Origin of the sequence: Macrococcus equipercicus (assembly GCF_004359525.2) — a bacterium.
GTDB classification, from domain to species: domain Bacteria; phylum Bacillota; class Bacilli; order Staphylococcales; family Staphylococcaceae; genus Macrococcus; species Macrococcus equipercicus.
Map to the genome: position 1 here is coordinate 163,248 of NZ_SCWC02000003.1, position 23,358 is coordinate 186,605.

Consider the following 23,358-nt stretch of genomic DNA (forward strand, 5'->3'; position numbering starts at 1 on the left):
TTCTCCTTTAATGAATGATTTTTCATTTCAACTTTAGTATATATAACTATATAAGAGATTTCAAAAAAAGATCATAAGGTATAATCATTGACCAGTGAAACCTGGATGTTTAAAATCTTCAATTTGTGCAATAACTATTAAAGTAAATCATATTAAATATTGGAGTGATTGCAGATGAGCAACAATCAAGATCCGTTAACTAAACATTACCCAGGTAAATTCAAGAAGCAGGAACAGGAAGCACCAGGTCTTCAGCAGAAAATGACACCGGTCCCTGACTGCGGCGAAGAATCTTATACAGGAACAGGCAAGCTAAAAGGTAAACGTGCACTGGTTACTGGAGGAGACTCTGGTATCGGTCGTGCAGCAGCTATTGCTTACGCTAAAGAAGGCGCAGATGTCGCCATCAACTATCTCCCTGCAGAAGAAGCAGATGCACAGGAAGTGAAAACTGTCATTGAAGCGGCTGGACAAAAGGCCGTATTAATCCCGGGTGACTTGCGCAATGAAGATTTCAATAAAGAAATGGTCGAAACAGCCGTTAAAGAATTAGGCGGCCTTGATATTTTATGTAGTGTCGCAGGTGAGCAGACAGCTGTCGACAAAGTAGAAGATTTATCGACTCAGCAGTTACGTTCAACATTTGAGACGAACGTCTTTTCGTTAGTATGGACAGTGCAGGCTGCACTTCCACATCTGGATAAAGGGGCAGCGATTATCACAACGTCTTCCGTACAGGCTTACAATCCAAGCAAAAACTTGCTGGATTATGCAGCGACAAAGACGGCGATTGTCTCTATCACTAAGTCACTGGCTTCTCAGCTCGGTGAAAAAGGTATTCGTGTGAACTCAGTAGCACCAGGCCCAATATGGACAGCACTGCAGATTACAGGCGGACAGCCGCAGGAGAAAATTCCGGAATTCGGTCAAAAAGTAACGCTGCAGCGTGCAGGTCAGCCGGTTGAATTGTCTGATGTCTATGTTTTCCTTGCTTCTGACAATGCAAGCTATGTGACTGGACAAGTATACGGCGTGACAGGCGGCGTAGAAATCAACTAATAAAGAAAAGCTGGAACTTTAAGTCCCAGCTTTTTTTATTGCGCATCTTTTCTGATCATCTGAATGATAAGCATTAAAACAAAGGATAATAAAACCATCATCGCCACCCATATGCCTGCAAGCAGCAGTTCGTTGTTTTCAATCGCTACATAAATTGCTGTCGGTAATGTCTGGGTGATTCCAGGTATATTGCCCGCGAAAATAAGAGTGGCACCGAACTCACCAAGGGCTCTCGCGAACGCAAACAAAATACCGGTAAGCAGTGCATTCTTTGATAAAGGCATGATGATAGACTTGAAGATTACGATACTATTAGCACCGTCTAATTGTGCAGCCTCCAGGACATCGCTGCTGACATTGTCGATGCCGATTTTAAGGGACTGATACATCAAGGGCACCGCAACAACAGTCGAAGCGATAATCGCTGCGTAAATACTGAATAACATTGTAGTATTAAAGAGCGAATATATCCACTGGCCGAGAATGCCATAGCGTCCGAACAAGTAGAGCAGCAGGAAGCCGACGACAGTAGGCGGCAGTACCATAGGCAGCATAATGACAGTCTCCACAAATGATTTCCCTGGAAATGTTTGTTTAGACAGCGTGAAAGCGAGCATAATGCCGATGAGAAAGCTGAGCAGTGTCGCTGTACATGCCACTTTCAGTGAAATGACGATGGGAGAAAAAAATTCTTCACTGAACAGTAAATCCATACGATTGATATACCTTTTTGGAGTGGGCGGACTGCATATACTGATAGAAGTCATGTGCTGCCTGTCGATGCTTCGTTGCCCGAACGATGCCGAGCGGATAAACAATCGGCTCATGAAGATTATCAGCAAGTGTTAACCGCGCTGACTTTGAAGTGAGTGCATCGGTTAAATAAACAATTCCAGCATCTACATTTCCGGACTCCACATAAGTGAGCACTTGCCGCACGTCTTTTGTATAGACAATTTTCGGTTGAAGCTGCGACCAGAGATGAAGATGAGTCAGAGCGGACTTAGCATACATGCCGGCAGGTACCGTTTCAGGAGTACCGACAGCAATTTTGTTGACCGCTGAATCCGTTAAATCTGCAGGAGAGGTCAGTTTTTTGCTGGAGATGATGACCAGCCGGTTTTTTAATAGCGGTGTACTATCTTCTTGTTTGATGTCGCCGCCTGCTGTTAATTTAGTCATGTCTTTAGTAGAAGCTGAGAAAAACAGATCAGCAGGTGCACCCGCCTGAATTTGATTGCTCAGCGTTCCTGAGGCACCAAAGTTATAGACGATATTGATATTGGGATGTATTTTCTCATAATTTTTCTTAATATCACCGAGTGCGTCTTTTAAACTGGCAGCAGCAGATACAGTGATAGTTGTTTTTTTGACGGGCTGATGGCCGCAGCCGGCAAGCATAATCAAGCAGATCATGGTCAGTAAATATTTCAAGTGTATTCCTCCTATCTTTTGTCCAGTATACAATAGTTTCATATAAATAAAGATGAATAATACATGAACCTTATATTGGTTTTATAAGCGGCAGGGTTTAACTGAGAGTAAAAAGGTTATTAATAACTAGTGTTAAAAATTACAAAAGGGGTGTTATGAATATGAGAGCAGTAACTTTCCAAGGTAAAAAGAAAATGGAAGTGAAACAAGTTAAAGACCCGATCATTGAAGCACCGACAGATGCGATTATTAAAATTACAGCAACTGGTATTTGTGGTTCAGATTTACACTTATATCACCAAGGTGATTTAATGATGGATCCTGGATTTGTCATCGGTCATGAGCCGATGGGAATTGTTGAAGAAGTCGGCAGCGAAGTGACGAAGCTGAAAAAAGGTGACCGTGTTGTTATTCCTTTCAACATTGGCTGCGGTGAATGTTTCTACTGTGTGAATGAAATGGAATCACAGTGTGATAACTCAAATCAAGAACAGGCAAACTGGAAGATGGATAACGGCGGCTTATTCGGTTTCGGTAAAATGCATGGTAACCACTGGGGCGGACAGGCAGAGTATTTGAGAGTGCCTTTCGCTGACTTCTCCTCCTTTATAGTACCGGACAGCGATATGAAAGATGAGCAGGTGCTCTTCTTATCAGACGTTGTGCCGACAGCTTACTGGAGCGTAGAAAATGCCGGTGTGAAACCAGGTGATACAGTTATTATTCTCGGCTGTGGGCCAATCGGTCTGATGGCGCAGAAATTCGCCAAGCTAAAAGGCGCTGAGCGCGTCATTGGTGTAGATAATGTAGAGCATCGTCTTGAACATGCCATCAGAACAAATCCAGTTGAAGTCGTCAACTTCGATAAAGAGAAGGAAGTCGGCAAGCTGCTCCGCGAAGAAACTAAAGGCGGTGCTGATGTTGTCATTGACTGTGTAGGGATGGATGGTCAAGTAACGATTACCGAACGTGCGACTAATTTAGTGACGCCGCAGCGCGGTACAATCAGTCCGATTGAAACAGCAGCAGAAGCTGTTCGTAAATTCGGTACGATTCAGTTGACCGGTGTTTATGCAACGCCTGCTGCTAACTTCCCGTTACCGCTGATCTTCAACCGTAATGTCCAGGTGAAGACCGGACAGGCACCAGTGATCCACTTAATGCCGAAATTATATGAGATGATTCGTGACGGCGTCTTTGACCCGACAGATATCATTACGCACACAATGTCACTGGATGACGCAGCAGAAGCTTATGACATCTTTGATAAGAAGAAAGACAATAACATCAAAGTCGTCTTGAAACCATAAGTGATGAGTTAATTTAACGCCTTGGTCTGCCTTTAGGACAGTATGTTCTTGAAGGCAGACCGAGGCGTTTTACTGCATTATAGTGACGAGAGATGATACATAATATAATAAGGTTGTTAGTATAATGAAGAGGTGATAGGAATGGACCGTGACTTATTTATCGAAACCGCTGTTGAGCGCGAATGGTTAGCGCGTTTTGACGAGAATCAACAATGGATTAAAACATCGGCGAAGCAGGCTGATAAAGAAAGTAGACTGAATCATGAACTGATCGACTGGCTGCTTGAACATGGCTATAATCGATTGTCACTCCCGGCAGCAAGAGGGGGGTTCGGCTGTGATATTAAATCTGTCATACTGCTGCAGGAAGTGCTGGCGTCTTATGATGAATCGACAGCTTTGGCAATCGGCTGGCATCTTGGTATCGTCGGTGAAGTATTCGGCGGCAATCTCTGGTCGGCTGAGATGATGGAGCAGTTTACAGAGGATATAGTGAACGGTGGAATTGCCAACCGCGTTGTCTCTGAAGCAGAGACAGGCAGTCCGACACGCGGCGGCAAACCGGCTACCCATGCAGTAAGACATGAAGATGGCTGGCTTTTGAACGGCGTTAAAACATATGTATCGATGAGTCACCGGCTGACGCATTACATAGTAGGGACTTTTGTTGAAGAGAAAGAAGCCATGTGCTTTTTCTACGTGCCGGCCCATACAGCGGGTGCGGAAATTGTTGAAACGTGGAATGTTATGGGTATGCGTGCGACTGCAAGTCATGACTTAATATTGACCGATGTTTTTGTACCGGATCGATATTTAGTGGAAGTAAGCCGTAGAAGACAGGGAAATGCATGGCTCATGCATATTCCAAGTGTTTATCTAGGCATCGCTCAAGGCGCTCATGATGATGCGGTTCATTTTGCTGTGGCACATTCGCCCAACTCTATTCAAGGCGTGATTGCCGACTTGCCGCATATAGAGATGAAGCTCGGAGAAATGGAGCTGAAACTCATGACTGCCCGACACTTTCTCTACCATGCAGCACAGCTGACAAGTGAGAATAATCTCGGGCCGACTTTCAGCGCAGCGAAATACATTGTCGTTAACTACGCGCAGGAGATTGTCGATATCGCGATGCGTATTATGGGAGCTAAAAGTCTGGAGCAGGACGGTGTGACCGAGCGCCGTTACCGAAGTGTCCGGGCCGGGCTTCACAATCCGCCGATGGATGACGCTGTTATTCGTCTGCTGGCTGAGCAGGCAAAAAATCAATTATCTTAAAAAAATAAGTTGCGAAAGCATTTTTTTACTAGTATGATGAAAAAGAATTATAAATGAGAATGAATCTCAATTAGGAGGAAGACAATGAAGAAGTGGCTTATACTAATGATTGCATGCTTGTTAACACTGGCTGCATGTGGCAATACATCAACGGATAAGAAATCAGGCACAGCTGATAGTTCAAGCAAAGTTAACTATAAACTGGACAACGGGAAAACAATCAAAATTCCTAAACAACCGAAACGTATTGTACTGATGGGAGCAAGCTACACAGGTAACCTGCTTGACCTTGGCGTGAAACCAGTAGGCGTTGATGCTTACGCGTTTCAATCAGACATTTTGAAACCGAAACTGGACGGCGTAGTGCAGCTCGGAGCAGGTGATGTTGAGAAGATTGTTGAGTTAAAACCTGATCTGATCATTTCATTCGATACCGATAAGAACAATGCAAAGTATGCAAAAATTGCTCCGACGATACCGGTGAACTATGCGAAACACGGTTATCTTGAGATTCATGAAGAACTTGGAAAAATATTAGGGAAAGAAAAAGAAGCGAAAGCATTCGTTGATCAGTGGAAAGAGAAGACCGCTCAAGACGGCAAGGAAATCAAAGCTAAAATCGGTGCGGATAAAACAGTCGCTATCTATCAGATCTTCCAGAAAAAAATCTATGTCTACGGCGATAACTGGGGCCGTGGTTCAGAAATCATCTATCAGGCATTCGGGCTGAATATGCCTGAAGCGGTGACGAAAGACGTCAAACCTACAGGCTGGAAAGAAATTTCAGCTGAACAGATCGGGAAATACTCAGGGGATATTTTGATGATCTCAAGCGATACAGGCAAAATTTCAAACAGCATCGTTGAGTCAAATGTATGGAAAAACTTAGATGCCGTGAAAAACAACCATGTGATTCAATATGATTCAGAAGACTTCTGGTTCAACGATCCGATCTCTCTTGAATACCAGCGAGACGTACTGAAAAAAGAACTATTAAAAGTAGCGGAATAATATAACAAGGACGCTTATCTGAATTTCAGATAAGCGTTTTTGTTTATTGTAAACTTTTTATTTATTTAAGTTAACAATATTGCTATAATCATATTAATTGAAAAAGGGGGATTTGTTAATGAAGACGAAAGACATGGTTATTGTCGCGATGTTTGCGGCTGTTATTGCAGTGCTTGGTATATTACCGGCTATTCCGATTCCGGCAATCGGAGTGCCGTTTACATTTCAGAACTTAGGAATTATTTTAGCGGGCTGTCTGCTTGGTAGAAAGCTCGGCGGATTGAGTGTCTTATTATTTACGGTTTTAGTCGCATGCGGCCTGCCGTTGTTGTCAGGCGGCCGGGGTGGTCTGGCATTGTTCTTCGGTCCAAGCGGCGGCTATATTTTATCGTTTCCTATCATCGCTTATTTAATCGGCTGGTTGACTGAGAAACGATTCCAGCAGATGAATGTGTGGCAAGTATTTTTAGTGAATGGTCTTATCGGTGCCTTTTTATGTAACCTTATCGGTGGTACGTTCATGGCATTTAATATCGGCATGCCATTATTAACAGCGTATAAATCCGTCTTAGTGTTCCTTCCGGGCGACCTTGTGAAATCACTCGTTGCAGCTTTTGTCGCCGTGAAACTGCGTGCAGTTCCTTCAGTCAGACGCTATATTGAGCCGGGTGTTCAGTATGGCAGTCGCTGAGCGTATATTGCAGTATGACGGGGCGGCCATCCAGTTTGATGATCAATGCATGAGCTATAGTGAACTGCAGCACATCATGCGTCTGACAGCGGGTTATTTGGATAGTTACAACAAACCGCTCAAAGTCGCTTTTACACTGGCCAATGAACGGCTGTATGTCCCATTGTTTTTAGGATGTGTCCTTCAAGGAGCACGTCCTTTTTTGCTTCATCCTGAACACCCTTATAATGACCAGCTGCTGCAGCAGATTAAGCCGGATATAATGATAGAGGACGGAGAAGCATTTCTGGCGAAGGTACAGCAGATGGGTGAAATTTATGAAGTAAGAGCGATTCGCGAGGATAAAGAAGAGTTGTTTACAGGATTTACTTCCGGAACGACCGGGATACCGAAAGGCTACCGGCGGAGCGAAGCATCATGGCTTGCAAGCTTCACAATGAATGACGAAGTTTTCCAGCTGCAGGATGTCGATCTCTTTATCGCCGGCGGGCCGCTTTACCATTCACTGACATTGTTTGCAGCGGTCAGCGCCTTATATGCCGGGAAAGAAATACGGCTCATGTCATCCTTCCAGGCGGGGCGAATGATCAGCGGCACAGAACAAACGGCCATATTTGGTGTTCCTTCCATGCTGGAACTCATGACAGAGCATACGACGGATGCACCGCTCATCTTTTTGTCTTCTGGTGCGAAGCTTGAAAGTCACACGCTGCATAAGGCAGCTGAACAGTTCCCTAATATGACTGTCTATGAATACTTCGGTTCAAGTGAAGCGAGTTATATCAGCTATTTGACCCCTGAAGACAGAAAGCGATTTCCGGCGAGTGCTGGTCGATTCTTTCCGGATGTTACCTATCGGTTAATTGATGAAGAGCTGGTTGTCAGCAGTCCTTACATATTCACCGGTTATTTCGGACAGCAGGATAATAAAGGAATGATTGCAACGGGTGACATTGCAGACGTCGAAGAAGGCATGCTCTACTTAAAAGGGCGGCGTAACAATCGACTGATCGTCGGCGGCAGAAACGTTTATCCGGAAGAAGTAGAAAGCATAATTCAGCGCGAACTGGATGTTCATGAAGTACTGGTCACAGGAAAAAGACATTATCTGCTCGGTGAAGTCGCAGTGGCTATTGTTCATCCGCGCGGGAATTTTGACAGACAGTTCGCTGACTTGACCATAAGAAAGCAGTTGGAGAAATATAAATGGCCGTTAAAGTGGATTGTTGATACAAATTTTTTATATACTGACAGTGGTAAGATTGCACGTTTTGCGATGCAGGAAAGGTATGGTCTGAATGAATATAGCTTACATCGTTGACTGCAAAAGAATTCCTACAGGATTACTGGGCGGCCGGTATCAAAATATGGAGCCGGAACAGCTGCTTAAACCGCTGTTTGACTATTTCATTGCAAGTTATCCTGAGCTGACTGCTCAAACTGATGATGTCATTATCGGCAATACGGTTGGACCGGGCGGCAATATTGCAAGATTATCCTTATTATATGCGGGGCTTCCTGCACATATCCCGGGTGTCACAGTGGACCGGCAGTGCGGCTCAGGATTAGAAGCAGTCAATCAGGCATGCCGGCTTGTGCAGAGCGGTGCAGGAGATATTTATTTTGCGGGCGGCGTTGAATCGGTCAGCCGTGCACCGTGGAAGATGATGAAACCGAAGACATTATATGGTAGTGAGCCGTTATCTTTTTATACGAAAGCTCGTTTTGCTCCGAGTGATATCGGCGACCCGACAATGATTGAAGCGGCTGAAAATGTTGCGCAGACTTATAACGTTTCACGGGAAGCACAGGATCATTATGCTTTCTTGAGTTATCAGCGGGCCGCGTTGAATAGCCGGCTGATGGTAGAAGAGAGTATTCCGGTTAAAGTGAACGGTGAGTGGCAGACACATGATGAAGGGCTGAGAAGTGACATTGCGCAAGTAAAGTTAGCACGATACAAGCCGCTATTACCGGGCGGCACGGTGACTATTGGTAATGCCTGCCGTCTGAACGACGGCGCAGCACTGGCACTAGTCGTCTCCGAGAAAGTTGTGAACGCATTCGGTCTGCAGCCGAAGCTTAAGTTCATCGATTCAGCAGCAGCAGGTGTATCACCGAATGTTGCGGGCATCGGTCCTGTAGCTTCCACGGAAAAACTGCTCGGCCGGCTGCAGCTGACTATCAATGATATCAACTATGTGGAGTTTAATGAAGCATTTGCCTCTCAAGTAGTAGCGAGCTGCAGCAAACTTGGCATTAAAGATAATAAGTTGAATGTGTCGGGCGGTGCACTCGCATTTGGACATCCGTATGCAGCGAGCGGCGCTATGCTTGTCGCAAGAAGCTGTCAGCGGCACGGCCGGATATTAGCAGCAATCGGCATCGGCGGAGGGCAGGGTATTTCAACATTATTTGAAAGTGTGGGCTGAAATTGGAAACCGTGAAGATTTGCTTTAAAACTGAAGAAATCTCGGAGTTTTTACTGCATGAAAATGCAGTGCCTGATGCACTGCTGCCGAAAGCCTGGTTTATGAGCGAGACGTCGGCAGCTTTCAATAATATCATCTATCATACAAGACAGCGTGTGATTCATAACAATGTCAGACCGGATAAAACTTACACTGTAAAAATTATGCTGAAAGACAGTCGTAAAATAAAGCAGTTTCAGCAGTATACGTATGAGCTGGTTTATTATGATGGGCCGGTCGTGCGGGCAAGAGTCCATTCTACGTTTGTGCAGGAGGGCCATGATGAAAATTGAGATCACGACCGAGCAGGTGACAGCTTACACATCGCTTTTAAATGATGGAAACAGCATTCACCAAAAAGACATCCCTGTCATTCCGGGAAATCTTCTCGTCCATTATATTATTCATAGTCTGGAACTGCCGCTGCTGAAAAGTAATCAAAGTACGTTTAAAAAGCCGGTTTTAGTCGGTGAAGATATTGCGCTGGATTACCATCAGACTGGTAACATTATAGAGTATCGTATAACATCAGGAAGAGAACTGAAACTCACTGGAACACTAGAACTAATAGGAGGATGACATGCTGACCTTTAATGAGACAAAGCGTGACGCAGAGCACTATCTGGAGAACGCGCGCTTGACGCATTACCATACACCGTCACAGCTGATTAAATATTATGCCAATTACTATGAATACAAAGTCATGCCGACTGTTGAGCAGTTTAAAGAGGATATCGCAGCCCAGCAGAACTTCCATCTGGAAAGAGGGCAGCAGCATTTATTGTTCCTGTTCCCGGAAAACATGGAGCTGTCTGATCAACTGCTGGCTCTGAGCCGGGATTATGGCTTCACACTTAACAAGATGGAGCTTTATAAAGCTGATACAAGTCAGCTGACGGCATCCTGCAATCCGCGTGTGCAAATCGTTGAAGTGCTGGAGCGGGGAAAAGCATTTAATGACTTTCTAGTCGTCTGCCGTGAGAGTGAAATAGAATACGGCGAGGAATTCGTCGAACTGAAGCGGACAACGCATACGAGAGATTTAATGGATCCGTCAGTCATACAGCTCATTGCCTATATGGACGGTGAACCCGCAGGTAAGCTTGAAGCGATTCTTAATAAGCAGACTGTTGAACTTGATGATTTTTATGTCAGAAAGGTGTTCCAAGGGCGCGGTATCGGCAGTCAACTGCAGCACTTTGTCTGGGAGCGGGCGGGGCAGCGTTCTGTCATATTGATTGCAGACGGCGATGATACCGCACGTGATATGTACCAGAAGCAGGGATATAGAAAAATCAGTGAACGTTATGAATTACTGAAAACAGAATAACTTTTCCTCACTATAAACGCCCAGGCATTTGCCTGGGCGTTTTATTTAACGATGCGCTGCGGGTGGCTGTATATATTGAACGAACCATTCCGGATAAAGCCGACTGCAGTAATATTCAAGTCATGAGCAAGCTTGATCGCGAGATCAGTCGGGGCAGATTTAGATAAAATAATACCTACACCTATTTTGGATGCTTTGATTAATATTTCCGAGGAAATTCGCCCGGAGAAGATAAGTACTTTGTCCCGGATTGGAATATGTTGTTCAATGCAGTAGCCGTATAGTTTATCAAGTGCATTGTGTCTACCGATATCTGAACGGTGGATGTAAAAGTCATGACCGTCACTGATCGCTGCGTTATGAAGGCCGCCTGTTTGTTTGAAGTTCGTGCTGCTCTGTTGAAGCTGCTCCATCATATAAATAATCTCATCTGCCTTGATGGTTTTATCGGTCATCGAAACTTTGGCGGTCGCCGCATCGCTGACGAAGTAAAATTCACGGCTTTTACCGCAGCATGAGCTGATCATCCGCTTGGAATAATGAGCAGTGTTATGAGTAAGTTCTTTAGTCAGTGTGATATGACAGAAGCCTTTACTGTCATCCAGATGAATATCCTGGATATCAGCGCGGCGTCTAATGACGCCTTCTGATGCCAAAAAGCCGAGCACGAGCTCCTGCAGGTGTGTCGGGCTGCAGACAATTGTCGCAAACTCCTCGCGGTTAACATATAGAGTGAGCGGAAATTCTGTTGCGATCATATCGTCGACTGTAGTGAATTCATTGTTCTGATATTTGATGATGGACTGATGTCCGGCGATTTCTTCTTTCATCACGACGCCTCCTCACTGCTAGTATACACCAATGGAATTATCATATATATTGGAAACATTTTATAGAAAGAGTAGAATGAAAGAAATGGGTTTCATTAAATTTAAGAAGTTGAGGAATATATATGAATCGCTATGACAGACAGGAAAAGTTTAATCATATCGGCCGGGCCGGGCAATCGCGCATCAATACTAAAACGGTCGGTATTATCGGTATGGGGGCGCTTGGTACGCATACTGCGAGCACCCTCGTAAGAGCAGGCGTCAAGCGGCTCATTATTATTGACCGCGACTACGTGGAACTGTCCAATCTGCAGCGCCAGACATTGTTCGTAGAACGAGATGCAGTAGAATCACTGCCGAAAGTAATAGCAGCTAAAAAACAGCTTGAACAGATTGACAGCGAGGTCATGATTACAGCGCATATCGACCATTGTGATGCAGCGGCGCTACATGATTATTTCGCGTCATGTGACTTGCTGATTGACGGGACTGATAACTTTGAAGTGCGCCAGACCATCAATGATTTCAGCTATAAAACAACCATTCCATGGATTTACGGCGCCTGCGTCGAAGCGACGTATGCTGCCTGTGCCTTTATACCGGGCGTCACGCCGTGCTTCAACTGTGCGCTCGGCAGTCTGCCGGTCATGAACCGGACGTGCGATACAGTCGGTATTATTGAGCCCGCTGTCAGTCTGGCGGCAAGCTTTCAATCGGTCTACGCCATGAAAATATTAACCGGTATACCATTCGACGCCAAGCTTATTTACGGCGATGTCTGGAATAATGACCATACGACGCTTAAATTCGGTCGAACAAAGAAGCCGGACTGTGTGACATGCGGTGTCCACCCGACATTCCCTTATCTCGCTGATACTCAGCAGGAGACCATGCTGTGCGGTCGCAATACCGTGCAGTTCCGCCGTGTTACGGATAATGCGGCAGAACTAGAGCGTTTTCTATCAGACCGCGATATGAATTATCAGAAAACCCCTTATTTTATTCGCTTCCAATTCAATGAGAAACCGATGATGTGGTTTCCGGGCGGCCGTCTGCTGATCCATGATATTAAGTCCATCAACGAAGCAAAAACAGTGTTCCATCAATTATTCGGGTAGGTGATTATATGCATGATAATATATTTAAAGCAATTACAGCAGGCGTACTGACCGTCAGTGATACAAGGACAACAGAGACGGATAAAGGCGGTCAGGCGGTTATCCATGCGCTTGAAGCGAACGATATCACTGTCAAGCAGTACAAGATTGTCACTGATGATGTTCTTGTTATTCAGCAGGCAGTGACAGAGATGCTTCGGCATGTGGATGCCGTTATTACGACAGGCGGCACCGGTGTAGCACAGCGTGATGTTACAATCGAAGCGGTCAAGCCGCTTGTCGCCAAAGAACTGGAAGGATTCGGTGAACTCTTCCGGTATTTAAGCTTTACAGAAGACGTCGGCACAAAAGCTATGCTGTCTCGTGCATTTTGCGGTACCGCCGGCAGCCGTGTCATCTTCTGTCTTCCAGGTTCAGTCGGTGCGGTGAATCTCGCGATGAGCAGGCTTGTTACACAGGAGATCTTCCATATTGTGCATGAGCTGAACAAATAGCTAACGACTGAAGTCACCCGATTTGCCGCCGGATTTGTGGATGAGGTAAGTCGGTCCGATAATCATTCCTTTATCGACTGCCTTTGTCATATCGTAAATAGTCAGCGCAGTGACGGAAGCACCTGTCAGCGCTTCCATCTCAACGCCGGTCAATCCTTTTGTTTTAACAGTGCATTCTATATGCAATATATATTTTTCGTCCGTTTCCCAGCTGAAGCTTATATTGATGCCGCTTAGTGCCAATGGATGGCACATCGGGATGATGCGCGATGTATCTTTTGCGGCCATAATACCTGCCACTTGTGCGACAGCAAGTACGTCGCCTTTACGGTTCGACTGATTGATGATCTGGTCATAAATCATATGATTCACTTCGATGGAGCTGACAGCAACAGCAGTCCGTGCCGTCACTTCTTTTGCGGAAACATCGACCATGTGCGCACGGCCTTCATCATTAAAATGTGTTAATTGATTCATTCGTTTCACCCTTTCCTATATAATCATTATAAAGGACGTACGTTAAATGAGAAAGAAGGATGACAATGCTCGAAAAACGAACACCTATACCTGTTGAGGAAGCAGTAGCCCGCTGTATGGCACATGCTCACAAGCTGCCTGTCATTACAGTGCCGCTGGCTGACAGTTTGGGTTATTACACAGCGGAAGCAATTACTGCGACTTATGATATACCAATGTTCGATAAATCACCATATGACGGTTATGCCGTGAGAAGTGTGGATACAATAGGTGCAAGCGGAGATAACCGGATCAGCTTCCGTACAGTCGATCATATTGGGGCAGGTGCCGTCAGCAGTCACGCGGTGCAGCAGAATGAAGCAGTGCGTATTATGACTGGAGCGCCTATACCAGAAGGGGCAGATGCCGTTGTTATGCTTGAACAGACGGTTGAGACAGAAGAAGGGTTTACTGTGCGCAAATCTTTCAAATCCGGAGAGAATATTGCGGTGCAGGGAGAAGAATGTAAAGCTGGCGAACTGGTGCTGCCGGCAGGCACTCTCATTACTGCAGGCGTACAGGCCGTACTCGCGACATTTTCTTACAGCACTGTGCCAGTGAGAAGGAAACCTTCAGTGGCGCTGATTGCCACAGGCACAGAGCTTGCAGCCATCGACGAACCGCTGACACCGGGGAAAATCCGGAACTCCAATGGCCCGATGATTGCAGGCCAGCTCGCTGAACTACGTATTAAGGCAGCGACTTATGAAGTGACTGCCGATGATTATGACCATCTGCTGGCGCTCATCAAAGAAGCGCTTCAAACGCATGATATCATTATTACGACAGGCGGCGTATCGGTCGGAGACTATGACTATATGCCCGATATTTACAAGGCACTTGAAGCGGATGTGCTGTTCAATAAAGTAGCGATGCGGCCGGGCAGCGTGACGACAGTAGCGTCGCTGGAAAACCAGTTGCTCTTCGGACTGTCCGGAAACCCGTCAGCCTGTTATTCAGGGTTTGAGCTGTTCGCGAAACCAGTCATTAAGAAACTGATGGGAGCAACTAACTGCTATTCACCGGTCATTGAAGCGGAACTGACGGAAGATTTCTTGAAGGCTAATCCATTTACGCGCTTTATCCGGGCAGAACTTGATGTGATCAACCGGACAGTCAAGCCTGCCGGATTTAATAAGAGTAACGCGGTCGTCGCTATTGCTAAGAGCAATAGTATGATTATGCTGCCAGGTGGAACACGCGGATTTCAGGCGGGAGACAAAGTGCAGGTCATCATTACGAAACTGACGGATGTCGCTTCATGGTAGTGCTGCAAGTCGTCGGCTACAAAAAAAGCGGAAAAACGACGGTGATCAATCAGTTGATCCGTGCTGCACGAAAGCTGCAGCTGACAGTCGCGGTCATTAAACACCACGGAGACAAGTCGGGGAACGAGATTGATATTCCTCTTAAGCGAGATCATGTGACTTACATGGAAAGCGGAGCAGCCGAAAGTATTGTTGAAGGCTATCACTATGTGCATAAGCTGCTGAAAAAAAGTGAATCATCACTCGACGAACTCATCAATGAAGTATCGTCAGCTCCAGACATTATTTTAGTCGAAGGCTACAAGCAGGCTGATTACCCCAAAATCGTCCTGCTGAGAAGTGAAAGTGACAAAGAACTGCTCGACCTCACAACTATTACTCAAGTAATATATACAGACGCGATCAGCACAATCAATTACACAGACATTATACAGGGACTGATTAATGATGAAACCATTTGAAGTAGTAACGACACCGCTTGACCCGGAAACTTACCGGAAATACACTGTCAATCCAAAGCAGGGCGCCGTCTGTGTCTTCACGGGAATCGTCCGTGAATGGACAAAAGGGGTGAAGACGGAGTATCTTGAGTATGAATCCTATATCCCTATGGCTGAGAAGAAGCTGGCACAGATCGGCGAAGAAATCAGTGAACGCTGGCCGGGTACGGTGACAGCAATCGGACACAGAATAGGAGCACTTCAAATTTCGGATATCGCCGTCGTTATCGCCGTGTCGTCTCCGCACCGGAAAGACAGCTATGCGGCCAATGAATATGCAATCGAACGTATTAAAGAAATCGTCCCTATATGGAAAAAGGAAATATGGGAAGATGGCGAGGAATGGATGGGCGGCCAAAAAGGGTATCATTCATCCTACAAGGAGGAACATTAATGAGAGTACTGTACTTTGCACATATTAAAGAACTGATCAATCGCACAGAAGATAACTTTACTTTCAGCAATGAACTCAGCGTGAAAGAGTTCAGAAAGCATTTGAATGAAACCTATCCTTTTCTGCAGGGAGAAAAATTTCAGATTGCAGTGAATGAAGAAGTAGTGAGCGATGAAGAGCTGGTCAACAACGGGGATGTCATCGCCCTGATTCCGCCGGTGAGCGGCGGTTGATCGCTATTATACTGGCAGGCGGCGAATCTCGGCGGTTCGGCAGTCAGAAAGCTTTTTATGAACTTGACAGTGAGCCATTTTATAAGTGTGTCGCACAAACATTAGAGTTAAGTGGGCAGTTTGACAAGCTGGTTATCAGTTCCAATGAAGCAATTGCTGAAAGGTTTCAAGACTATCCAGTCGTGATTGATCAGCATCACTATAAAAACCGTGGACCGCTGGCAGGAATTTATTCTGTTATGACAGCCTGTCCCGCAGACGCCTATTTAGTGATTTCAGTAGATACACCGTTTATAACGACTGCAGCATTACATCATCTCATAAAGCAGTATGAAGGACAGCTGACAGTATACCGTGATGACAGTCAAATACATGGGACGATCGGAATATACCCGCACCATTTAAAGGCGGTCATCAAACAGCTGCTTGACAATGACAAGCTTGCATTACGCCATTTATTCAATGAGAACACTGACTATATAGATGTAGCAGCAGTGCCGGGTAACTGGTATGCGAACATCAATACAATGAACGAACTCGCTATAATGAAAGAAGGTGAACGAGATGACTGAACAAATAACAGATAAATTAGGACGGCCGATCCGTGACCTTCGCATCTCTGTTACAGACCGCTGCAATTTCAGATGTTCTTACTGCATGCCGAAAGAAATATTCGGCGATGACTTCGTGTTTCTGCCGAAAGATGAGCTGCTGTCGTTTGAAGAGCTGGTTAGAATTGCGACGCAATATGCGGCACTTGGCGTAAAGAAAATCCGGATAACAGGTGGGGAACCGTTATTGCGACGCGATTTACCGCTATTGATCAACGCGTTGAATCAAATCCCGGGTATTGAAGATATCGGTCTGACGACAAACGGGATGCTGCTCAAAAAACATGGACAGGCACTCTATGACGCGGGACTGCGCCGTCTTAACATTAGTCTGGACGCGCTGGACCATGTGTTTGAGGAAGTCAATGGACGCGGTATTAAAGCAGCAGCAATTCTCGAACAGATCGACTATGCCAACGGCCTCGGCTTCCAGATTAAAGTCAATATGGTCGTCCAAAAAGGGATGAATGATCATCAACTGCTGGCGATGACGGATTATTTTAAAGGCCGCAACATTACGCTTAGATTCATTGAATTTATGGATGTCGGTAATGACAATGGCTGGAACTTTGATCAAGTCGTCACGAAAGCTGAAATGATCCAGCTGATCGAGCAGCATTATGACATCACGCCGGTCAAGCCGAAATATTTCGGAGAAGTTGCCAAGTACTACGAGCATGACAACGGTGCAAAAATCGGTTTTATTACAAGCGTGTCTGAATCATTCTGCTCCAGCTGTACTCGAGTCAGACTCAGTTCAGACGGTAAAATATACGGCTGCTTGTTTGCCGGCAGTGGTTTTGATTTAAAGGGGCTGCTGAGACAAGGCGTATCAGACGAAGAATTAAAAGCCCGGCTTGTGGCGTTCTGGCGCAAGAGAGATGATCATTATTCAGATGAACGAACAGCAGAAACCGTGAAAAACAGGCAGCAGAAAAAAATAAACATGAATTATATTGGAGGCTGAGGCCTCTTTTTTTATTATTTCAGTATAAATAAGTGTATGAATTTATGCTTAATATATGCAATATAAATATAAAATTATTATAACTTAATAACAAATGGTGAGATAATGGAAGTTATTTGAATTTATTTATTCTGTTATTTCATAGAAAATAGGGTATAATAAGTTTATGACTAGATACTATTAACAAATAATAATTATCAATTCATGGTGGTTTAACGGTTTCATATATTATTTTAGAGGTGACCAATGGATAGAGATAAGAAGTTACAGTTAAGAAAGTCAGTCAAGCCTTATGAAAAATCAGAATTGCAAATAAGCATCATTCAGATTATCAATACGTTGATTCCGTATGTTTTGCTCATAGTGACAGGATTCCTCGTATACGATATTTCGCTGGTATTGTCTATTATCTGCGGGACAATAGGTGCATTTTTCCTTATTAGAAGTTTCATCATTTTCCATGACTGCTGTCACGGATCTTTCTTCAAGGATAAGAGAGCAAACAAAATACTTGGTAATATTTCCGGGTTTCTGACGTTGTTCCCTTATGAAAAGTGGCGCCGTGAACATATCACGCATCACGCAACGAGTGGTAACCTCGACAAAAAAGGGACAGGTGACATTTGGATGATGACGATAGAAGAATATAAAGAGGCGACACCGATGCAGCGCTTTATGTACCGTGCATACAGACATCCATTCGTGATGTTTGTTCTTGGTCCGATATATTTGCTGTTTATTTCAAACAGAATGAACGCGAAAGATGCAAAATCAAAAGAACGTAACAACACATATATTCATAATGTTGCTGTCATCGTTGTCTATGGTCTGCTCATCTACTTGCTTGGGCCTGCACGTTTCTTCAGTGTAATGGGACCTGTATTGTTCGTAGGTGGTCTGCTTGGCATATGGTTGTTCTATATCCAGCATACATTTGAAGACGCTTATTTTGAAGATGAAACACAATGGGATTATGTAAAAGCAGCTGTAGAAGGCAGCTCATATTACAGACTGCCGAAATTGTTTCAATGGCTGACAGGGAACATCGGTTTTCATCACGTCCATCATTTAAGCCCAAGAATTCCGAACTATCTGCTGGAACAGGCGCATAATGAAACACCGCCGCTGCACCATGCGACGACAATCGGACTGAAAGAAAGTTTGAAATCATTGAAGTACAAGTTATATGATGAAGACAATAAAGGATTTATTACATTCAGCGAATTTAATAGACGTTTCGCGAAATAGTCAAAAAGCACATCTTATCGATAAAGATGTGCTTTTTTTCCGTGTAATAATAAATAGGCGATGAGTCCGATGATAACAACAATGCTCATAATGGCGTACAGTCCATGCATGCCCGTCGATGGGATGATGCTGCCGAGTGCATAAGGACCAAAACCGAGGGCGAAATCAAGAAAGATAAAAAAAGTCGATGTTGCAAGACCGATCTTATGAGGCTCTGTAACTTTGACTGCTATTGCCTGAGCAATAGACTGGAAGTTACCATAACCAAAACCGATGAATATTGCGCTGATCCATAGCAGCAGGGCATTATGAGTCAGACTAAGCAGCACAAGCCCTATTATAAAGCTGATAAATGATGGAATCATCACAATATTAGTTCCTTTCGTATCCATCATGCGTCCTGTCACCGGTCGGGATAATAACACGGTAATCGCATAAACAAGGAAGAAGAAACTTCCCGCTGTCACTAAGTCGTTTTCTTTAGTGAAGAATGAAATGAAGCTCAGAACGCTTGAATAGGCTGTACAAGTGATCAGCACGACAAAGCCGATAGGAAGGGCATTCTTATCGATGAAATCACTGATATGCAAACCTTTCGGCATATTGGATTTAACAGGTTCAATATGCGGGGCGATTTTAATCATTGGAATAAGAATAAGTGCAATAACCGCGATTATAAGACAGATGATAAATAATTGCTGATATGAAATGAACTGCAGCAGGAACATGCCGAGAAACGGTCCGATAGCTGTAGATAACACAGTGCTCATACTGAAGTAGCTGATGCCTTCGCCGCGTCTATTAACCGGTGTGATAAATGCTGCAATCGTACCGGTCGCTGTTGAAGCAATACCGCTGCCAATTCCGTTTAATAATCTGACGATAATGAGTAGCGGTAAATTGAATGACAGGAAATAAAGGGCAGTTGTAATTGTAAAAATAAGACCACCGATAATAAGAATTTTCTTCTGTCCTAAAATATCGATGTATTTTCCTGCCCAGAACCTGCCGAATAAACTACCGACAATGAAAATACCTGATACAAGTCCTGCGAGGCTGGTAGAGACGTGATACTCAGTCACTGCATAGCCTCCGATAGTAACAAGCAGCAAATACATAGACAGCATGATGATGAAGTTAATCATTGAGACTAAAATAAAGTTTTTAGTCCATAACGGCTCTTTAATATGTTCTTCCAAAGCGCTCTTCCTTTCTATTCTGGTAATATTGAGTAACCATATTGAGCTGTGCGGTCAGTTCTTCGACTGGAACACTGATATTGGCCAGCGATTCCTGCTGGCATGTAGATACTTGCTGCTGAATCTCCTGATACATAGACTGGCCGTGCTCAGTGAGCGATAAGATTTTCTCGCGCTTATCTCTGCCTTCAGAAGACTGGATGAGGTTTAACTCCACTAATTTCTGAATGATTTTCGTTGCGGTTGGTTTTTCTATCGTACGTGCCTTAGCGACTTCTACAAGAGTCGTCGGAGCAGTCTGTGCGATTGTTTTGAAGATAAACCACTGGGCGGAAGATAATTGATAGTTATTAACGATAAAATCCATTTCTCCGACATAAGAACGCCGCAAATCAAGCAGTGCTTCGAAAAATAACTGATTGTTCATAATAACCTCCTAAATAGTTAGTTAGCAAAACTAACTATTTTATTCTAAAGGGTCACGACTGTTTTGTAAAGAGGATAAACTTATTTAACTGAGATAAAGCAAAAAGCACTTTAAGGACTATTACAAAGTCCTTAAAGTGCTGAGGTGAAATTAAAGATAACGTGTGTTGACGAATTTTTCAACGACATATTCTTTCAAGCCGAGGTGACTGTTCTCGCGGCCGAAGCCTGAATGTTTAACACCGCCGAATGGTGTTTCAGGATTAGAGATTTTCACTTCATTGATACCGACCATGCCGTATTCCAGACGAGTTGATAATTCGAATATTACTTTAGCAGAAGAAGCATAAGCATAAGATGCAAGTCCAAATTCTGTATCATTTGCCATTGCAATGACCTGATCGATGTCATTGAAAGAGATGACAGGGACGACCGGTCCAAATGTTTCCTCATAGAAAATGTTCATAGATTGGTTGACGTTATCAATAATCGTCGGTTTGAAGAAGAAGCCTTCAGCATAAGCACCTTCTGTCAGGCGTTCGCCGCCTGTCACAAGTTGAGCGCCTTTTGCCAGCGCATCGTCAAGCTGTCCTTTAATTTTGTCGATAGCGTCTTCGCGGATTAATGGCCCGACCTTTGTGCCTTCTTCCATACCGTTACCGACTTTCAGCGCTTCGACTGCAGTTTTCAGCTGAGTCATGAAGTCTTCTTTGATTTCTTCATGAACGAAAACACGGTTAGGAGCGATACATACTTGGCCGTTATTACGGAATTTTGCAGCGACTAGACCTTCAACACTCGCTTTGACGTCAGCATCTGAATGCACAATGAACGGGGCATGTCCGCCCAGTTCAAGTGACAGCTTTTTAAGGGTGCCGGCTGATTGTTTGTATAGTTCCTGACCGATTGGTGTAGAACCTGTGAATGTCAGCTTTCTGACTGTATCTGAATCAGTCATCGTCCGGCCGATAACATCAGAACCGCCCATAACAAGGTTGACTGCTCCAGCAGGGAATCCTGCCTGTTCCAGCTGCTCAAAAATAGCGATTGCTGTAAGCGGTGTATCGCCTGATGGTTTCAATACGACTGTATTACCTGCTGCAAGTGCCGGAGCGATCTTCCGTGTGACCATCCCTGATGGAAAGTTCCACGGGGTAATTGCTGCCACAACACCGACCGGCTGGTAGATGATTTCATAGTGATGAGCGTTCGGCGCCGGGATGATTTCACCGTACAGTCTTCTTGCTTCTTCAGCATTCCATCTGAACGTTTCAGCGCCGTCAATGACTTCAAGTTTTGACTCGGCAAGTGGTTTCCCCTGCTCAACAGTCATCACTTCTGCGATATAATCCGCATTTTCTTCAATTAAGTCTGCAGCTTTACGCAAAATGTTCACGCGGTCTTTCAGTTCCATACCGCTCCATTCTTTGAAAGCTTTATCAGCGGCTTCGATAGCGCGTGTCGTCTCTGCTTCGCCGGCCTGAGCAATCGTTTTGATTACTTTGCCGGTCGCCGGATTGATGACTTCCTTCGTCTGCTTGTCGTCGCCGTCTACCCACTGACCGTCTATAAATAACTGATGATGCACTTTATTAATCGCTTCACTCATTAACTAATCCTTCTTTCATAAGTTTGATAGTTATATTTTCCCTCATACAAAATCATGAAACAAACAATTAGCTTCCGCTGATTTAATGTATAATGAATTATCTTGATCACTGGAGGTCATTATGAATCATTCTCAGTCTACTCAATCAAAGGTCCAATGGAAACTTGTCGTTGTACTTGGCCTGCTTGCCGCGTTCGGACCGCTGTCACTTGATATGTATTTACCGGCACTGCCGCATGTCGTTGATGATTATCAGACAACTCCATCAAGTGTGCAGCTTAGTCTGACTGCTTGTATGATAGGTCTTGCTGTCGGTCAGCTGTTTATTGGTCCACTCACAGATATTGTCGGGCGGAAAAAGCCGCTGCTCATCGTGCTCGCAGTCTATGCATTAATGTCGCTGTTGTCAGCCGTTGCTCCGACGATTAACTGGTTAATACTCATCCGGTTTTTCCAGGGATTTGCCGGCGGAGCAGGGGCAGTTATTGCCCGTGCAATTTCTGCGGATTTATATAAAGGAAAAGCGCTGACGAAGTTTATGAGCATGCTCATGCTCGTCAATGGACTGGCACCGATACTTGCCCCGATAATCGGCGGGATCATCCTGCGTTTTTCAGTATGGCAGACCGTGTTTTACATTCTTGCAGGCTACGGCATACTTATGTTTCTGCTGAGTACAATGCTCAAAGAAAGTCTGCCGAAGACAAGTCGTCAAAACGCTCGAATTTCTTCTATTTTTATTGATTTCAAGGCACTGCTCAGCAATCAGAAGTTTGTAGTATTGCTGGTGCTTCAGTCATTGACGTACGGTGTATTATTCAGCTATATCGCCGGGTCACCGTTTATTACCCAGAAAATTTATCGTATTTCACCGCAGCAGTTCAGCTTGATGTTTGCGGTGAATGGAATCGGCCTTATTTTATTCAGTCAGTTTACTGCCCGGCTTGTAGACCGCATGCCTGAAGGCGCTATTTTGAAGCTGGGTCAGAACATCCAGTTTATAGGAATGATAGCGACAGTGATCGTCCTCATGTTCCATATGCCGGTATGGCTGCTTTTCAGTGCATTATTTTTACTGATAGCGCCGGTCAGCATGATTGGTACTACCGGTTTTTCGCTCGCTATGCAAGTTCAGCGGCAGGGGGCAGGGAGTGCTGCAGCATTACTTGGTCTCGTCCAGTTTTTAATCGGCGGCGCCTTGTCACCATTAGTAGGTGTAATGGGTGAAGCTAGTTTTATTCCTTTTTTAATCATTATTATTGCTCTTTCTATCATTGCGCAGCTGTTGAGAATAGTTGTACTGAATCGTATGACATTGACCGATAACGGGCACTAAAAAAAGCGTCTGAGGAGATGCTCCT

General features: G+C 44.6%; 27 protein-coding genes. 20 read left to right on the forward strand and 7 right to left on the reverse strand.

Features of this window, described 5'->3' with window-relative positions:
* The first annotated feature begins 174 nt into the window (after nucleotides 1-174).
* Nucleotides 175-1,059 carry an SDR family oxidoreductase gene (locus ERX35_RS05940; RefSeq protein WP_149459009.1) on the forward strand — a complete coding sequence of 295 codons (885 nt, stop codon included), beginning with the start codon at nucleotides 175-177 and terminating at the stop codon, nucleotides 1,057-1,059.
* A 35-nt stretch (nucleotides 1,060-1,094) separates the two neighbouring features.
* On the opposite strand, the gene modB is transcribed toward ERX35_RS05940, so the two are convergent.
* Nucleotides 1,095-1,772: a molybdate ABC transporter permease subunit gene (modB, locus tag ERX35_RS05945; RefSeq protein WP_149459010.1), complete on the reverse strand. Its 678-nt coding sequence runs from the start codon at nucleotides 1,770-1,772 to the stop codon at nucleotides 1,095-1,097.
* Nucleotides 1,753-2,475, reverse strand: a complete 723-nt coding sequence (gene modA / locus ERX35_RS05950) for a molybdate ABC transporter substrate-binding protein (RefSeq protein ID WP_425463257.1) — start codon at nucleotides 2,473-2,475, stop codon at nucleotides 1,753-1,755. Before modA ends, modB begins: the two co-directional genes overlap by 20 nt.
* Nucleotides 2,476-2,654: 179 nt before the next feature.
* Between modA and ERX35_RS05955 the strand changes: the two genes are divergently transcribed.
* The 9 genes from ERX35_RS05955 (at nucleotide 2,655) to ERX35_RS05995 (ending at nucleotide 10,584) form a co-directional block, all read left to right on the forward strand.
* Nucleotides 2,655-3,803: a zinc-dependent alcohol dehydrogenase gene (locus tag ERX35_RS05955; RefSeq protein ID WP_149459011.1), complete on the forward strand. Its 1,149-nt coding sequence runs from the start codon at nucleotides 2,655-2,657 to the stop codon at nucleotides 3,801-3,803.
* A 141-nt stretch (nucleotides 3,804-3,944) separates the two neighbouring features.
* Nucleotides 3,945-5,081: an acyl-CoA dehydrogenase family protein gene (locus tag ERX35_RS05960; protein WP_149459012.1), complete on the forward strand. Its 1,137-nt coding sequence runs from the start codon at nucleotides 3,945-3,947 to the stop codon at nucleotides 5,079-5,081.
* Nucleotides 5,082-5,165: 84 nt separating this feature from the next.
* Nucleotides 5,166-6,092: an iron-hydroxamate ABC transporter substrate-binding protein gene (locus ERX35_RS05965; protein ID WP_149459013.1), complete on the forward strand. Its 927-nt coding sequence runs from the start codon at nucleotides 5,166-5,168 to the stop codon at nucleotides 6,090-6,092.
* 118 nt (nucleotides 6,093-6,210) lie between these two features.
* Entirely contained in the window at nucleotides 6,211-6,783 is a 573-nt protein-coding gene (locus tag ERX35_RS05970) for a biotin transporter BioY (RefSeq protein WP_149459014.1), read from the forward strand.
* On the forward strand, nucleotides 6,770-8,104 hold the full coding sequence (locus ERX35_RS05975) for an AMP-binding protein (RefSeq protein ID WP_170234564.1): 1,335 nt from the start codon (nucleotides 6,770-6,772) through the stop codon (nucleotides 8,102-8,104). The genes ERX35_RS05970 and ERX35_RS05975 overlap by 14 nt, the downstream gene beginning before the upstream one ends.
* Entirely contained in the window at nucleotides 8,082-9,215 is a 1,134-nt protein-coding gene (locus tag ERX35_RS05980) for a thiolase family protein (protein WP_149459016.1), read from the forward strand. The genes ERX35_RS05975 and ERX35_RS05980 overlap by 23 nt, the downstream gene beginning before the upstream one ends.
* Before the next feature lie 11 nt (nucleotides 9,216-9,226).
* A complete protein-coding gene (locus ERX35_RS05985; protein WP_170234565.1) occupies nucleotides 9,227-9,547 on the forward strand; it encodes a hypothetical protein in 321 nt (106 codons plus the stop codon).
* On the forward strand, nucleotides 9,537-9,833 hold the full coding sequence (locus tag ERX35_RS05990; protein ID WP_149459018.1) for a hypothetical protein: 297 nt from the start codon (nucleotides 9,537-9,539) through the stop codon (nucleotides 9,831-9,833). Before ERX35_RS05985 ends, ERX35_RS05990 begins: the two co-directional genes overlap by 11 nt.
* A 1-nt stretch (nucleotide 9,834) precedes the next feature.
* Entirely contained in the window at nucleotides 9,835-10,584 is a 750-nt protein-coding gene (locus ERX35_RS05995) for a GNAT family N-acetyltransferase (protein WP_149459019.1), read from the forward strand.
* A gap of 41 nt (nucleotides 10,585-10,625) precedes the next feature.
* Here the strand turns inward: ERX35_RS05995 and fdhD are convergent, their stop codons facing one another.
* Nucleotides 10,626-11,414 carry a formate dehydrogenase accessory sulfurtransferase FdhD gene (gene fdhD, locus ERX35_RS06000; RefSeq protein WP_149459020.1) on the reverse strand — a complete coding sequence of 263 codons (789 nt, stop codon included), beginning with the start codon at nucleotides 11,412-11,414 and terminating at the stop codon, nucleotides 10,626-10,628.
* Nucleotides 11,415-11,536: 122 nt separating this feature from the next.
* Between fdhD and ERX35_RS06005 the strand changes: the two genes are divergently transcribed.
* The gene (locus ERX35_RS06005) at nucleotides 11,537-12,532 is read left to right on the forward strand and encodes a ThiF family adenylyltransferase (protein ID WP_149459021.1); all 996 of its coding nucleotides are present in this window, start codon (nucleotides 11,537-11,539) and stop codon (nucleotides 12,530-12,532) included.
* 8 nt (nucleotides 12,533-12,540) lie between these two features.
* Nucleotides 12,541-13,026 carry a MogA/MoaB family molybdenum cofactor biosynthesis protein gene (locus tag ERX35_RS06010; RefSeq protein ID WP_149459022.1) on the forward strand — a complete coding sequence of 162 codons (486 nt, stop codon included), beginning with the start codon at nucleotides 12,541-12,543 and terminating at the stop codon, nucleotides 13,024-13,026.
* Here ERX35_RS06010 and moaC read toward each other — a convergent pair whose 3' ends face one another.
* Nucleotides 13,027-13,503: a cyclic pyranopterin monophosphate synthase MoaC gene (gene moaC / locus ERX35_RS06015; RefSeq protein WP_149459023.1), complete on the reverse strand. Its 477-nt coding sequence runs from the start codon at nucleotides 13,501-13,503 to the stop codon at nucleotides 13,027-13,029. It abuts the gene before it with no gap.
* 65 nt (nucleotides 13,504-13,568) lie between these two features.
* On the opposite strand from moaC, the gene ERX35_RS06020 reads away from it, so the two are divergent.
* The 7 genes from ERX35_RS06020 to desA all read left to right on the forward strand — a co-directional run bounded on the left by ERX35_RS06020 (nucleotide 13,569) and on the right by desA (nucleotide 18,763).
* Nucleotides 13,569-14,810: a molybdopterin molybdotransferase MoeA gene (locus ERX35_RS06020; protein ID WP_425463255.1), complete on the forward strand. Its 1,242-nt coding sequence runs from the start codon at nucleotides 13,569-13,571 to the stop codon at nucleotides 14,808-14,810.
* On the forward strand, nucleotides 14,804-15,271 hold the full coding sequence (gene mobB, locus ERX35_RS06025; RefSeq protein WP_149459025.1) for a molybdopterin-guanine dinucleotide biosynthesis protein B: 468 nt from the start codon (nucleotides 14,804-14,806) through the stop codon (nucleotides 15,269-15,271). The genes ERX35_RS06020 and mobB overlap by 7 nt, the downstream gene beginning before the upstream one ends.
* The gene (locus ERX35_RS06030; protein ID WP_149459026.1) at nucleotides 15,258-15,704 is read left to right on the forward strand and encodes a molybdenum cofactor biosynthesis protein MoaE; all 447 of its coding nucleotides are present in this window, start codon (nucleotides 15,258-15,260) and stop codon (nucleotides 15,702-15,704) included. The genes mobB and ERX35_RS06030 overlap by 14 nt, the downstream gene beginning before the upstream one ends.
* A complete protein-coding gene (moaD, locus tag ERX35_RS06035; protein WP_149459027.1) occupies nucleotides 15,704-15,937 on the forward strand; it encodes a molybdopterin converting factor subunit 1 in 234 nt (77 codons plus the stop codon). Before ERX35_RS06030 ends, moaD begins: the two co-directional genes overlap by 1 nt.
* Nucleotides 15,934-16,509, forward strand: a complete 576-nt coding sequence (gene mobA, locus ERX35_RS06040; protein ID WP_149459028.1) for a molybdenum cofactor guanylyltransferase — start codon at nucleotides 15,934-15,936, stop codon at nucleotides 16,507-16,509. The genes moaD and mobA overlap by 4 nt, the downstream gene beginning before the upstream one ends.
* On the forward strand, nucleotides 16,502-17,515 hold the full coding sequence (moaA, locus tag ERX35_RS06045; RefSeq protein ID WP_149459029.1) for a GTP 3',8-cyclase MoaA: 1,014 nt from the start codon (nucleotides 16,502-16,504) through the stop codon (nucleotides 17,513-17,515). The genes mobA and moaA overlap by 8 nt, the downstream gene beginning before the upstream one ends.
* 246 nt (nucleotides 17,516-17,761) lie before the next feature.
* A complete protein-coding gene (gene desA, locus ERX35_RS06050) occupies nucleotides 17,762-18,763 on the forward strand; it encodes a Delta(5) desaturase DesA (protein WP_149459030.1) in 1,002 nt (333 codons plus the stop codon).
* Between the two features lie 14 nt (nucleotides 18,764-18,777).
* Here the strand turns inward: desA and ERX35_RS06055 are convergent, their stop codons facing one another.
* From ERX35_RS06055 to ERX35_RS06065, 3 genes are all read right to left on the reverse strand, one after another.
* Nucleotides 18,778-19,962, reverse strand: a complete 1,185-nt coding sequence (locus tag ERX35_RS06055) for an MFS transporter (protein WP_246143132.1) — start codon at nucleotides 19,960-19,962, stop codon at nucleotides 18,778-18,780.
* A complete protein-coding gene (locus ERX35_RS06060; RefSeq protein WP_149459031.1) occupies nucleotides 19,946-20,389 on the reverse strand; it encodes a MarR family winged helix-turn-helix transcriptional regulator in 444 nt (147 codons plus the stop codon). The genes ERX35_RS06055 and ERX35_RS06060 overlap by 17 nt, the downstream gene beginning before the upstream one ends.
* A gap of 150 nt (nucleotides 20,390-20,539) precedes the next feature.
* Nucleotides 20,540-21,997, reverse strand: coding sequence for an NAD-dependent succinate-semialdehyde dehydrogenase (locus ERX35_RS06065; RefSeq protein WP_149459032.1), 1,458 nt, complete (start codon nucleotides 21,995-21,997; stop codon nucleotides 20,540-20,542).
* Between the two features lie 121 nt (nucleotides 21,998-22,118).
* On the opposite strand from ERX35_RS06065, the gene tcaB reads away from it, so the two are divergent.
* On the forward strand, nucleotides 22,119-23,333 hold the full coding sequence (gene tcaB, locus ERX35_RS06070) for a putative multidrug effflux MFS transporter TcaB (protein WP_149459033.1): 1,215 nt from the start codon (nucleotides 22,119-22,121) through the stop codon (nucleotides 23,331-23,333).
* Nucleotides 23,334-23,358 lie beyond the last annotated feature (25 nt).

Coding starts and splice junctions, on each gene's coding strand:
- ERX35_RS06010 (WP_149459022.1), top strand. CDS start 12,541: ATGCATGATAATATATTTAAAGCAATTACAGCAGGCGTACTGACCGTC.
- ERX35_RS06005 (WP_149459021.1), top strand. CDS start 11,537: ATGAATCGCTATGACAGACAGGAAAAGTTTAATCATATCGGCCGGGCC.
- ERX35_RS05955 (WP_149459011.1), top strand. CDS start 2,655: ATGAGAGCAGTAACTTTCCAAGGTAAAAAGAAAATGGAAGTGAAACAA.
- ERX35_RS06065 (WP_149459032.1), bottom strand. CDS start 21,997: ATGAGTGAAGCGATTAATAAAGTGCATCATCAGTTATTTATAGACGGT.
- ERX35_RS06030 (WP_149459026.1), top strand. CDS start 15,258: ATGAAACCATTTGAAGTAGTAACGACACCGCTTGACCCGGAAACTTAC.
- ERX35_RS05970 (WP_149459014.1), top strand. CDS start 6,211: ATGAAGACGAAAGACATGGTTATTGTCGCGATGTTTGCGGCTGTTATT.
- ERX35_RS05975 (WP_170234564.1), top strand. CDS start 6,770: ATGGCAGTCGCTGAGCGTATATTGCAGTATGACGGGGCGGCCATCCAG.
- tcaB (WP_149459033.1), top strand. CDS start 22,119: ATGAATCATTCTCAGTCTACTCAATCAAAGGTCCAATGGAAACTTGTC.
- moaA (WP_149459029.1), top strand. CDS start 16,502: ATGACTGAACAAATAACAGATAAATTAGGACGGCCGATCCGTGACCTT.
- modA (WP_425463257.1), bottom strand. CDS start 2,475: ATGATCTGCTTGATTATGCTTGCCGGCTGCGGCCATCAGCCCGTCAAA.
- moaD (WP_149459027.1), top strand. CDS start 15,704: ATGAGAGTACTGTACTTTGCACATATTAAAGAACTGATCAATCGCACA.
- desA (WP_149459030.1), top strand. CDS start 17,762: ATGGATAGAGATAAGAAGTTACAGTTAAGAAAGTCAGTCAAGCCTTAT.
- ERX35_RS05965 (WP_149459013.1), top strand. CDS start 5,166: ATGAAGAAGTGGCTTATACTAATGATTGCATGCTTGTTAACACTGGCT.
- moaC (WP_149459023.1), bottom strand. CDS start 13,503: ATGAATCAATTAACACATTTTAATGATGAAGGCCGTGCGCACATGGTC.
- fdhD (WP_149459020.1), bottom strand. CDS start 11,414: ATGAAAGAAGAAATCGCCGGACATCAGTCCATCATCAAATATCAGAAC.
- ERX35_RS05995 (WP_149459019.1), top strand. CDS start 9,835: ATGCTGACCTTTAATGAGACAAAGCGTGACGCAGAGCACTATCTGGAG.
- ERX35_RS05940 (WP_149459009.1), top strand. CDS start 175: ATGAGCAACAATCAAGATCCGTTAACTAAACATTACCCAGGTAAATTC.
- mobB (WP_149459025.1), top strand. CDS start 14,804: ATGGTAGTGCTGCAAGTCGTCGGCTACAAAAAAAGCGGAAAAACGACG.
- ERX35_RS05980 (WP_149459016.1), top strand. CDS start 8,082: ATGAATATAGCTTACATCGTTGACTGCAAAAGAATTCCTACAGGATTA.
- ERX35_RS05960 (WP_149459012.1), top strand. CDS start 3,945: ATGGACCGTGACTTATTTATCGAAACCGCTGTTGAGCGCGAATGGTTA.
- ERX35_RS05990 (WP_149459018.1), top strand. CDS start 9,537: ATGAAAATTGAGATCACGACCGAGCAGGTGACAGCTTACACATCGCTT.
- ERX35_RS06060 (WP_149459031.1), bottom strand. CDS start 20,389: ATGAACAATCAGTTATTTTTCGAAGCACTGCTTGATTTGCGGCGTTCT.
- ERX35_RS06020 (WP_425463255.1), top strand. CDS start 13,569: ATGCTCGAAAAACGAACACCTATACCTGTTGAGGAAGCAGTAGCCCGC.
- modB (WP_149459010.1), bottom strand. CDS start 1,772: ATGGATTTACTGTTCAGTGAAGAATTTTTTTCTCCCATCGTCATTTCA.